An 11,701-nucleotide genomic window follows, 5' to 3' on the forward strand; every position below is an offset into this window, starting at 1 on the left:
CGCTCCATTGCCTCGATCGCTTGAGGGGGCGGAACGTCATGGTGCTTTAGGTGCATCAGCCAGCTCTCGCAGAGAGCATTCTTCTGAAACCAATCGGCAATGAGGCGGCGTATCTCCGGTGCCAGCCGACCGCTTGATCTCGTGAACCTCAACCAGGCAGGTTGCCAGCAGATCGCGTCTTTGAAGTAGCTGAGAAGCAGCCGGACTGGACCGATTCGGGTCGAGATCGTGCCGGGCTTTGTGTAAGAAAGCGGCACCGATCTCTTGCGGAGAGAACCGATTCCTCAACTCATATTCGGCCTGATCTATCTGCTGATCCTGACCCGTTTCTTATGGCCGTTGGATTTGCCGCTCTGGGCCAAGATCGTGGCGGCAGCGCTCGCGTTGGTCGCATTGCAGTTTCACCGTTGGAGCAAGCTCTCGTCGGGCTCCGTATTTTCCCCCGAGTTTCCACGTCCGGTGGTGGCCCTCTTCAACTGGGGGGGCGGCGCCATCGTCCTGTTGGCGTTGCTGCAACTGGCGCTCGATGTGGGACTTCTGCTCGGAATCCTCTTCAATGGTGGCGTCGTGAGCGCGCCCGACGAAGTTCGCTACGGGCTGGCCGCGTTGGCCGCCGTCGCGGCCGCGGTCGGCGTCCAACAGGCCATGCGGATTCCGCCGCTGAAAGACATCGAAATCGGTATCCGCGGACTTCCGCGGGAATTCGACGGTTACACCATTTTGCAACTGACCGATCTTCACATCAGCCGGTTATTTCCCGCTTCGTGGGCACGTGCCGTCGTCGAGCGATCGAACAAGCTCGGGGCTGACCTGATCGCGATCACGGGAGATCTGATCGACGGCACGCTCGATGCGCGGCGCACTGACATCGAGCCGTTGCGGGATTTGAAGGCGACCGATGGCGTCTACGTGATCTCGGGTAATCACGAATACATCTTCGGCTACAACGGGTGGATGGCGCACTTCGCGATGTTGGGTCTGCTATCGCTCGAAAACACGCATAGTGTTCTCGAGCGCAAGGGTGGCAAGGTCGTCCTCGCGGGAATCACCGACCGGGCGTCGCGCCGCGGGGGGCATCCCGTGCGCGACCTTGACGCGGTCCTCCAAGGCATCCCCAAGGACGCCCCTGTCATCCTACTTGACCACCAGCCGAGCGACGCGCGGCATGCTGCCGAACTAGGCGTTGCTCTGCAACTTTCCGGACATACGCACGGGGGCCTGATTTGGGGGATCGATCGATTGGCCGCACGCGCAAATGCCGGCTTCGTCTCGGGTCGTTACGATGTCGGCGGGATGATACTCTACGTGAACAATGGCACCGCGCTGTGGCCAGGCTTCGCGATGCGGCTGGGGCGTCCATCCGAGTTGACGCGGATCACCTTGCGTCAGGCGGGAGCCAACTGACCACGTGACGACCGGCGATGGCAGCGCCGGCCTTCAGGAGGGCCCCGCAACAGCGAACAGAGGCCAAAATCCGGTTGGGGCATCGCATTGTCCCCGATTTGGAGGGATGACAACGAACCCCCTGGAAAGCGACCGCGTTTCGGTTTCTCATGGCGGGACTGCGCATATGATGGGCATGCAATATGGACGGATAGCCGAGCCTGGCGAAGCGGTTTCGCTCCGTCCCCCTAAGAAGTGCGCGTAATGGAAGTGACCGGACGTGATTGAACAGGAATACGACACGATTATCATCGGCGGAGGGTCCGCCGGAGCGACGCTGGCCGCGCGCCTCAGTGAAGACCCAGTGCATCGTGTGCTGTTGCTCGAGGCGGGGCAAGATCTACGCACGGCGACCACGCCGGAACACATCCGCATCCCGAACCCGATGCGCGCCATTGGTGATGACGACTTCCGCTGGCCAAGGCTGTTGGCGCGACGCACCGAGCGGCAGCAGCCACTCCTGCTCTGGCGTGGCCGCGCCATGGGCGGCAGTTCGACAATCAATGGCCAAATCGCGATCCGCGCCGTTCCGGACGACATCGACCGCTGGGCGGCCGCGGGCTGCACCGGCTGGTCATGGGACGAGATGCCGCCCTATTTCTGCAAGCTCGAAACGGACAAGAATTTCCCTAACGAACCCTATCACGGCGATCGCGGTCATCCCCGTGTATCGAGCTCCGGTCCCCGATTGGGGCAACGTCGACCGGGCGCTACGCTCGTCCGCGCTCACCCTCGGCTATGGCTGGTGTGAGGATCATAACGCGCCGACCGGCACCGGCGTTTCGCCCTATGCCATCAACAGCGAGGGCGGGCTGCGGATCTCCACCAATGACGGCTATCTGGAGCCGGCGCGTGATCGGGCGAACCTCGACATCGTCGGTCGTGCCCTGGTCGACACCATTACCTTCGAAGGTAACCGGCCGCATGCCAGCGGCGTCCTGGTTCGTGTGAACGGCCAGTCCTACACGCCCCGCGCGACGCATGAGGTTATCCTCTGCGCCGGCGCCATCCATTCGCCGGCCATCCTGCAACGCTCCGGCATCGGGCCCGTCGCCTTGCTGGAGAGGCTCGGTGTCCCCATCCGCGCGGACTTACCGGTGGGCGAGAATTTGCTGGACCATCCGATCGTAAACGCACTGCTGCATTTGCGAAGACAGTCAGGTCAGCACGTTGATGCACCGGCACACCAATTGCTGCCTGCGCTACTCCTCCGGCCTCGCAGACGCCGGTGACAATGACATGATCATGATAGCCGGTAATCTTGCCCGCTCGCCGCGATCGATGGCTGATGTAACGCTGGGACGCATCGCCGTTTCTGTCTATCAGGCTTTCAGCCAAGGCCACGTCCGCATCACTGCGACCGACCCCGAGGTCGATCCGGCGGTCGAGGAACGCATGCTATCCGCGCCTCGCGATCTGGTGCGCCTACGCGATGGCGTCCGCCGCCTGCGTGATATCTGTCTGCAGCCTGCGGTGACCAATATCGCTTCCCGAGTCGATTATGGCGTCAGCGGACGCTCTATGGACGAGCCGTTCACCGACGCAGAGTTGGATGACTGGCTGTTCGCCGAGTGTAGCGACGCCCAACACGCGAGCGGCACCTGCCGCCTGGGCGCGCCGGACGATGCGCGCTCGGTCGTTGATCACGAATGCCGGGTGATCGGATGCACGGGATTGCGCGTGATCGATGCCTCGATCATGCCGGAGGTCCCGCGCGCCAACACTCATTTGACCACCGTCGCCATTGCCGAGCGCATGGCGGATCGGTTGAAGGGCGAAAAAGGAGAGGTGTTTGGGTAGCCGCAACCCCGTGCTAGCTTTGGAGCGATCTGAAGACAGAAATAACCGCGAAATGCACCTTGGACGCCTTCGTCCCTCCATTCCGACGAAGAGAAAAACTAATGCAGTATCAATGCAGATCTGAGGGCACGATTGTCGGAATGGCTACTAATTTTGCTGCGAAATCATACGTATCTTAATCAACTGCTCTGTCGGAACCGCTCAGGGGCGAGGCGGCCGCGCGATCACGCTGTGGTGGCGCAGCGCATCGTGCGATGGGCTTTCAGACCAGGTAGCGAGACTAGCCATACCGACCCGTTAAGGCGGAAGCAAGCGTGGATCCAGCGAGACGAACTGTTGGGCTCCGACGATCGCGGCGATGTTCACCGTTCTCGCGCCAGACAGCCGCAATGAAATCGCAACGAGCTTGTGGTCGCCCCGAATATTGATGCCTTATCCTCCTTTTCTAAAAGAGGCGGTGGCCGCATCGACCTTAGTGTGCCAGTTCGACGCGTTTTGAGCAGTTGCGATTTTGCGCGCGGTTTCGAAATGAACCCCGGCAAGATCGCTCCGACCTGTTGCCGCACAGATCTGACCAAGGCCGAATTCGATCCTAGCGCGTGTCACTCCGCGTTCGCTAAACCAGGGGTCAGCCATCGCCTGATGCAGCAGTGTATCTGCCTTCTCAGCAGCGATTGGTTTGGCGCGCATAAGGAAGAGAAAATTACGTAGCAGAATCCGCAGCGAGGGCTTCTTGGTCCCAGTTAGCATGGCGATATAAAATTCTGCTAGATAGATGCGTCCCCAGTTTGCGTAGCTTCGGTAGCCGTATTCGTTTTCCGCTCGCTCGATCACGGATTCAAGTGAGCGTACCCCCTTTCCGAGTTCGCCACGCATCAACATCGAGAGTGCAAGCGCAACTTCTCCCGTCATCGCGCTGAGGCGCCAGCCATTGAGCTCAGCCTGGCGCCGATGTCGAAGAATGGTCTCGATTCCGTCGCTCACACGGCCCAGCAGTAGCTGACTGTTTCCCACCACCGTCTCGCCAAACTGTCGGTCCAGCGGCGTCAAGGCAACGCGAAGGCATTCCTCTCCATAAGCAAGTGCCACCTCATATTCCTGCGCGATGATGGCGAGCCAGCCCAGCAGCCAAAGAGCCATGCCGAGAGCACGGGGATCCCGGCGCTCTCGCCCGAAAGCCATCAGCCGATCGGCCCAGCGTCGGCCCTCGAGAAGCAATCCGAAATTAACGTAATTCCAGACGATGATCATAATCGTGCGGCCGATGATGTACACGTCACCGTGCAGGGTCGCCTTGTCGTAGACCTGTTCGGCCATACCACTGAAGTCACTGGCAGGCTCCGGCTCCGTCATGATCGAGAGAATCATAATGCTGGCCCGGACGTAGGTCTGCACGCGCTCGTCGCCAAGCCGCTGAGCAATTTCGTGCGCGCGATGTTCGACGCGCCGTCCTTCCTGGAAGCGGCACTGTGTCGACAGCGCCAGAGCATAGAAGTCGAGCAGGATCACCACCGGTTCGATGTCGCCGAGCGTCTCGAGGCTTCCCAGTTCCGGCTCGACCAGCGCGATCGTCTCCAGCGTACGGGATTGCAGATACAAGACCTTCGAGAGGTCCATCATGGCCGTCGCAACGCGTACATCGAGACGGGTCTTGTCTCGCGCGCGAGCAAGCGCGATGGCGCTCTTGAGGAAGTGCTCGGCTTCGTCCAGCGAATACACCCCCAGACTCTTGCGGCCAGACAGCGCCAAATATTCAACACTTTTCTCGGTCTGATCGGTCCGCGAGAAGTGGTAGGCGAGCGTCTCAGCGACCTCGATGAGGCGATCGGCGTTACGCCGCTCGATCTCCTGCGCGATCTTGAGATGCAGCGCCGCGCGCTGGGCGCTCAAAAGCCCGGAATAGAGCGCGTCGCAAACCAGAGCATGCTTGAACACGAGGTCACCGGTCGTGCGGTCGGCGTGAATGAGGTCAAGCGCCTCCATCGCGGAAAGCCGATTGCCGATATCCGGTATTTCAGTTACCCTGGCCAGGACATTGGCGCTGAACCGCCGGCCGATCACGGAAGCGGCCTGCAACACCTCCTTGTCGGCCGGCGTGAGACGGTCGACGCGCGCCATCAACAACGACTGCACACTCGCAGGCAATGGCGTCATGGAGCCTTGAGGCGCGTTGTTCGCCCCGCTAGCCTCGTCCAGCCCTCGTTCGATCAGGAAGTTGGCGATTTCCTCCGCAAACAACGGATTGCCTTCGGCCTTGCCGACGATCAGGCGCACCAGCGCCGCATCCGCCGCGGCGGATCCAAGCCGCGTCATGGCGATCCGGGCAGTGTCGTCCTCCGACAACGGTTCGAGGCGGAGCACCGTGGTGTTGGCGTGACCCAGCCACGGCGGCTGATAGCCGACGCGATAGGTGTTGACAATCAACAACGGCGGCGCGTCGGCGGCATCGATCAGGCGACCGAGCAGTTCCTGCGAGGCATGATCGATCCAGTGTAGATCCTCCAGCAGGACGACGATGGCGGACAGGCGGCGACGCTCACGCAACAGATCGAGCAGCAGGCCACGGGTGCGCAGTCCGATCAGCACGCCATCAAGCCCGTCGAGACTGCCGGGCGGTGGCGTGAGGCCAAGCAGATTCACCAGTAGACCCACGTTCTCCGGCGTCGCAAGGCCGACCGACGTCAACCCCGTCTCGAGCTTACGCGCAGTGTCCGCCGGATTCTCGTCCGGTTCGACGCGAAATACCCGCCGCACGACCTCAATGAAGGGCCGAAACGACGTCTGCTGGCTGTCCGGCCAGCAATTTCCCGACAGGACCAGCACGCCATCCGCGATGAGCCTGTTGCGGTATTCGTGCAGCAGCCGCGACTTCCCGATCCCCGGCTCGCCCATAATGTCGATCACGCACAGACGCGTCGCCGTCTCGTCTCGCCAATGAGCGAGCATGTCAAGTTCCCGGCCGCGGCCGACAAAGGGCGTGAGCTCCGCGCCGCGCAAGGACTCGAACCGCGGCCTGGCTGAACTCGCCCGTAAAACGCGCCAGGCCTGCGCATTTGCGCCAGCGCCGGCGTCGATTGCCACCATGTGTTCGCATTCGAACAGGCTTCCGACCAGCCGCTGCGTCATCTCGTCGACAACGACGCCATCCTGCACCGACATTTGCAGGCGGATCGCAAGGCCCGCGACTTCCCCGATTATCCCGTCAGACGTCTCGTCGACAATGACCTCGCCGGTGGCGATGCCGACTCGGCAACGCAAAGGAGCTTTCGCCGGGGTATCGAGTGCCTCGACCGCCTCGCACAGCGCAAGCCCGGCATGGACAGCCTGTTCGACATCGTCTTCGTACGCAACGGGATGTCCGAAATGGGCGACGATGGTGTTGCCGACGGGTTTTGCGATACTGCCGTGGAACGCGCGGAGCACCTCAGTGACGGAGGCTCGATAGGCTCTGACTGCCCCGCGCATGTCTTCCAGTTCGAGGCGGCCGGTGATCAGTTCGCAAGACATGATCGAAAGCTGGCGGCGCTCGGGGGCAGCTCCTGGCGAGCGAGCATCCGCGACCGCCGGGGGCTTGGCGTCATCAAGAGAAGCCGGCGCCGGCTGCCCGAGGCGGCCATTTTTCGCCGCGTTTATCGAAACCCGCCCGACGAACCGATAGCCGCGACGAGGCAGCGTTTCGATCCAGCTCTCGCCGCCGGGCTCCTGGCCGAGCACTTTGCGCAGTGCCGCGATCTGCACCGGCAGGTTGCTTTCCTCGACCACCAGCCCAGGCCAAGCCGCCTGTATTAGCGTGTCCTTGGAGACGGGCATGCCAGCCCGCTCTACCAGAACCCGCAGCAACGCTACAGCCCGTCCACCGAGGGCCGTCGGTTCATTGCCGCGAAATAGGATTTCGCTCTCGCCGTCCAGCCGGAACGGTCCAAACGAATAGATCGTCGCCATGCCTAGTGCCGTTTAATGGTCATTTTCGAACTTTTTCAAAGAGATTTTGCGACTTCCAGCTCCGGCAAGACCATAGTCGAACGAACCAAGACGTTTCCAACCGCAGAGGCGTAAGCATAGTTCCGCCGAGGCAAGGTGTTCGACCGTAGGTTTAGTCCTTGATTTTGACGCCAGAGCGCATGCGCCGCAAGCCCGGACTCAGATTTCGTCCAGCAGCGGCCGAACTGCGGTCTCGCAGCCTAGTCACCGTCCCGGTCTTTTTGCCGCGGTTTGGGCACTCGACTGAGCCAATTAAGAAAGGAAAGTCTTAAGTGGAAAACACGCCGAGTAAGTCGCTAATCGAACCGCAGCGCGCGCCCGGTCTTCGGCCCTTCCCGATTCTCAAGCGCCATGACGAACCGCGGCTGCGAACCTTTTTTCTTTTCATTCTATTTCGATGAAAGGTACGCCTATTTCGGGCGGCGGCATCGTCATCCCCGGCTTATTGCTCAATGGAGTGCACATGGTGCCGCAGCAGGCTACGGGCAGCCGAACCTCTAGCCGAGGCGCCCCCCCGAGGCATCGCATCCATCCGACGACCTTTCGGTCAAATACGGCTGCCAAGCGCACGTAACACCTGCCGCCAGCGCTTGGTGGCGAAGGCACCAATCAGTTCCCCAGCTGAACAAACTTCGATCCCGGAGGATTCGAAATGAGACGCCCATTAAGCTCCGAATTATCCCCTGAAGATCGGAAACTCGCCATTCGCTGGTCCGTTGCGGTCTCGTGCCTCTACTTGACCGTCTCGTTCCTTATCATCGGCAGTGTTCTCGCGTTCGGCAGTCCTTCAGCCGCTAACAAGGTGAGCATTGGCACAAAATCCTTTGTCGACTGCGCGCCGCAGACATGCGGGAATCGCGGACCTGATCGCGTCGGGAGGCGAGAATGAGCTGGATCGACGTGATCGGCTACGCTGCATCAGTCACGGTGTTGGCAACGTTTTGCATGACCACGATGTCCGGTCTCCGTCTGTTGGCAATCGGGAGCAACATCCTTTTCATTTGTTTTGGGGCGTTGGCGCACATCCATCCGGTGCTGCTCCTTCATATCGTTCTTCTTCCGATTAACCTTGTTCGCTTGATACAAATCAGGCGGCGGCCGGTTCGCTCGGAACGAGCATGTCGCGCCTCTAGAGGCGTCACCCGATTACATACGCTTAGGTTGTGAGGGGGCGACTTCGAATAAGAACTCTGGATTTCAGTTTGTATTGCACAGGAGCCGACGATGCCTTCTCTCAAAGCTATGGTTGGTTTGCTTGTCATGCTCGTTCTCGTCGGCCTTTCGGGCGCGAAAGCACAAGAACGATCGGCTGACTACGATCGCGTAACGACCGAGGACATGAAATGGGTTCCGCTGCCTTCGCTGCCAAATGGGGCACAAATCGCAATACTGCACGGCAACCTCGGGAAGCCAGGTTTGTTCACGATACGTGTGAAGCTTCCTCCGCACTACAAATTGCCTGTGCATTCCCACCCGGACGAGCGCGTGCGGACAATTATCTCCGGAACCTACTATTCGGCGATTGGCGACAAGGTCGATGAAACTAAACTCACGCCGTTTCCGCCCGGTACGTTCTCGAACGTGCCGCAAAACGTTTGGCAGTTCGCCGAAACAAAGGACGAGGAAGTGATTTTTCAAATCACCGGCGTTGGACCGACAGGGATCAACTATCTGAACCCTGCGGATGATCCACGCAGGTCTCGCTAAGGGCCATCCACATTAGCCAGCATAAGATGCGCACGATAACCGTGCGGCCCACTTCGGAGGTGGCAAGCCACTTCTTCACGGCATGCCGCTGTGGCCTTCGTTGGGACAGTTCAAAGCGAAGCTGACATCGCCCGGCTTTCCTCCTTGATAGAGGCGGTATGCCCCGAAACATCGACCGCTATGCCTGCGAATATTTCTAGAAATCGAAAGCTAAGAGTTGTGGATCACGTAAACAGGGAGATATGTGTTATGTCAAAGCTTCACGTCACCCGCCGTAGCTTGCTTCGCAACGCTTCAGCTGGAGGTCTGATGGCAGCGGCGACCCCCGGCCTGATCGGTGCCGCTCGCGCGCAATCGGCGCGAAAGACCTTCGTCTTTGTCAGCGGAGCTTTTTGCGGTGGCTGGATATGGCGCCGGGTCACTGACCGGCTCGAGCAGGGCGGCCACAGAGTGTTCGCTCAGTCACTCACGGGTTTGGCCGATCGCTCGCATTTGCTGAGCAAGGACGTCAATCTGGACACCCACATTGCCGACGTCGTCAACCTGATCAAATGGGAAAGTCTCGAGGACGTCTGCCTCGTGGCATGGTCTTATGGTGGCTTTGTCGGCTCGGGCGCACTCGAGACCATCGGCGATCGCGTCTCATCGGCTGTGTGGCTTGATGCCTACATTCCGGCCGACGGACAAAGGGTAGCCGACGTCGCGCTCGAGGTGGTCCGCAAAGGCATACAAATGACCGTCGACAAGGGCGAGGTAGGTGTTCGTGGATCGGCCAGGTATCCGGCCGCTGTCGTTGCCGAACGCGATCGGGCATTCGCGGAGTCCAAGGTGACTCCGCATCCAGTCGGCACCTATCTCCAGCAGATCAAGCTTTCCGGGGCGCTCCAAAAGGTGGCGAAGAAGACATACATCCGCCTCCCAAAATTTCCACAGCCGCCCTTTGACAAGGCACTGGCAGACTGCAAGAGCGACAAGTCTTGGGCTACATTCGAACTGCCGGACGTTGGGCACATGGCCATGCTCGACGCGCCAGACCGCGTGAGCGATTTGATACTGCAGGCTGCGTGATGACATCCCTTATAACGTAAGGTGCAGACGTCGCGCCGGAGGGCGTTTGCCGGCCAACGGGATGGTCCGGCCGTGCTGTTAATCGGCGCCGAACTCGGTTTGTTGAACTAACGGCGGCAATTCCTTGTCGCGACGGCGCAATTGGTGGATTCTGCGTTGGGGTAGAGTCTCGATCGGCGCCGATCGTGACCCCACCCCAACGAGGCTTTCTTACTTTCCTTCGAATCGATATCGCCGGTACCTCAAGCGACGTGACCCCGGGCGCCGATTCACAGCGCGTTTGGAAACCGCTGCTAACTCTCGGCACACCGTCCAGAACAGTCTCCCGAGTTACACTGCCACACTCCTCAGGCAGCCAGCTCGAAGTCATGCTGCCTGCTGAATTCGTTCTTGCCTCTCGCCCAGAGAGTTTGGCTCCAATCGGACTTGGGTAAAGGTTCTTCGGCTAGCCCCGGGACCGAGCCAATTGATCAGAGCTTTATGTTCCTTTAGCGAGTCACCAAGTGCGGAAAACACGACGGTACTGATAGCTTGCTGTTGGCTGCGCAGGTGGTCTTCAACCAGCTTGTGCCGAGTGACATAGCCTGCGTTCACGCCAGGGATAGAATGGTTCATGAGGAGTTTAGCATCGAATTCGGAAACGCCGGCAGCGGTGGCAATCGTCCGAAATGTTTGACGAAGGTCATTGCCCCATTTTGACAAGACCTCTCGATCCTCCTTTGTTTCCGCCAAGTGTCCGGAGGCGCTCTCAGCGGGGAACAACCACTTTTGCGCCTGAGACGGCTGCATTTGCCTGCCGAAGCGAAGCACCCGAATGAGACACAGGATCATTTGCCGAGATAGCGGGATGTCGAACGCTCGCTTGCTGCCTCCTTTGGGCTTTGGGATGTGGAGCGTCCGCCGTCGAAAATTGATGTGTTCGGGTCTGGCCTGCTGCAAGGCGGTGGGTCTAGATCCACACAGCAATGCTAAAAGATGGAATTCGCGCCGGATTGGGTTCTCTAGATTGACCAGTTCGAGAAACCATCCTTTCAAATCGCCGGTCCCCATACCAGTATTCCTGCGCTCTTCCTGATTCCAATCGACAGCATCTGCGGGGTTGTCACGCGGCAGCGATCGATTGGTCTTCCGCGCATGATTGTAGATGGCCCGCAGTGTCCGCATGCTGCCATTTGCCATGTAGGGACCGTTCTCCTTGCTAAGTTGATCATGCTTTTCGGCGACGCGAGCGGGATCATTCGCGAGATACAGTAATGGGGTGTCCAGCCATTCCGAAAAGAGACGTTCAACGTGATCGCGATACCCGCTTATCGTTTTCTCGCTACGGCCTTTTCGGATCAAGTGGGCCTCCAGGTAGCGTTGCCAAGCCTGCACCAGGGTAGGGGCCCCTACAGCACTATTCCTATCGGTCTCGCGTTGTTCGGAGTTTCCGTTCTTCGCTTTCGGGTGCTGTCCCTTGCTGATCTGAGCAAGATATTCCTTGGCAATCGCACGGGCTGCCCTAGTCGTTAACTCGCGGGCATCGCCAATCGATACTCTGATGGAGGAGGCCCGCTTTCCTCGCTGTCTAAGATCACCTTGAACAGTGAATTGTCAATCGGCGTTTGACTGGGACCCCCTATCGGCCTCCAAAAGGGACCCCTTTGATCGGCGTGCTCTGCTGGTAGCGCTCGGGTCGTCGGAGCTGGTCGGGGTTGCGGAG

The 11,701-nt window shown here is 59.8% G+C and carries 9 protein-coding genes and 1 pseudogene; 7 read left to right on the plus strand and 3 right to left on the minus strand.

The genetic code is table 11. The features are described from left to right. Positions 1–257: hypothetical protein (locus tag QJT78_RS44025; protein ID WP_281460626.1), on the minus strand; the 257-nt coding region annotated here is incomplete at its 3' end. A gap of 22 nt (positions 258–279) precedes the next feature. Between QJT78_RS44025 and QJT78_RS44030 the strand changes: the two genes are divergently transcribed. From QJT78_RS44030 to QJT78_RS53330, 4 genes are all read left to right on the plus strand, one after another. Continuing rightward, positions 280–1,404 (plus strand): metallophosphoesterase, encoded by a 1,125-nt coding sequence (locus tag QJT78_RS44030; protein ID WP_028152910.1) that lies wholly within the window; start codon positions 280–282, stop codon positions 1,402–1,404. Between the two features lie 259 nt (positions 1,405–1,663). After that, the gene (locus tag QJT78_RS53320; RefSeq protein WP_309248386.1) at positions 1,664–2,194 is read left to right on the plus strand and encodes a GMC family oxidoreductase N-terminal domain-containing protein; all 531 of its coding nucleotides are present in this window, start codon (positions 1,664–1,666) and stop codon (positions 2,192–2,194) included. Then, entirely contained in the window at positions 2,109–2,675 is a 567-nt protein-coding gene (locus tag QJT78_RS53325; protein ID WP_028152911.1) for a GMC family oxidoreductase N-terminal domain-containing protein, read from the plus strand. The genes QJT78_RS53320 and QJT78_RS53325 overlap by 86 nt, the downstream gene beginning before the upstream one ends. Before the next feature lie 7 nt (positions 2,676–2,682). Beyond that, on the plus strand, positions 2,683–3,243 hold the full coding sequence (locus QJT78_RS53330) for a GMC family oxidoreductase (RefSeq protein ID WP_028152912.1): 561 nt from the start codon (positions 2,683–2,685) through the stop codon (positions 3,241–3,243). Positions 3,244–3,675: 432 nt separating this feature from the next. On the opposite strand, the gene QJT78_RS44040 is transcribed toward QJT78_RS53330, so the two are convergent. Beyond that, positions 3,676–7,185, minus strand: a complete 3,510-nt coding sequence (locus tag QJT78_RS44040) for an AAA family ATPase (protein ID WP_028152913.1) — start codon at positions 7,183–7,185, stop codon at positions 3,676–3,678. Positions 7,186–8,109: 924 nt separating this feature from the next. Between QJT78_RS44040 and QJT78_RS44045 the strand changes: the two genes are divergently transcribed. The 3 genes from QJT78_RS44045 (at position 8,110) to QJT78_RS44055 (ending at position 9,999) form a co-directional block, all read left to right on the plus strand. Next, positions 8,110–8,391 carry a hypothetical protein gene (locus QJT78_RS44045; protein WP_063629885.1) on the plus strand — a complete coding sequence of 94 codons (282 nt, stop codon included), beginning with the start codon at positions 8,110–8,112 and terminating at the stop codon, positions 8,389–8,391. A 57-nt stretch (positions 8,392–8,448) separates the two neighbouring features. Further along, a complete protein-coding gene (locus QJT78_RS44050) occupies positions 8,449–8,931 on the plus strand; it encodes a cupin domain-containing protein (protein WP_028152914.1) in 483 nt (160 codons plus the stop codon). A gap of 249 nt (positions 8,932–9,180) precedes the next feature. Further along, positions 9,181–9,999 (plus strand): alpha/beta fold hydrolase, encoded by an 819-nt coding sequence (locus QJT78_RS44055; protein ID WP_193375994.1) that lies wholly within the window; start codon positions 9,181–9,183, stop codon positions 9,997–9,999. A 366-nt stretch (positions 10,000–10,365) separates the two neighbouring features. Here the strand turns inward: QJT78_RS44055 and QJT78_RS44060 are convergent. After that, a pseudogene (locus tag QJT78_RS44060) lies at positions 10,366–11,589 on the minus strand (integrase); the annotation flags it as partial. Positions 11,590–11,701: the final 112 nt, after the last annotated feature.

The sequence above is a fragment of the Bradyrhizobium sp. Mp27 genome (assembly GCF_029953005.1).
GTDB lineage: Bacteria > Pseudomonadota > Alphaproteobacteria > Rhizobiales > Xanthobacteraceae > Bradyrhizobium > Bradyrhizobium barranii.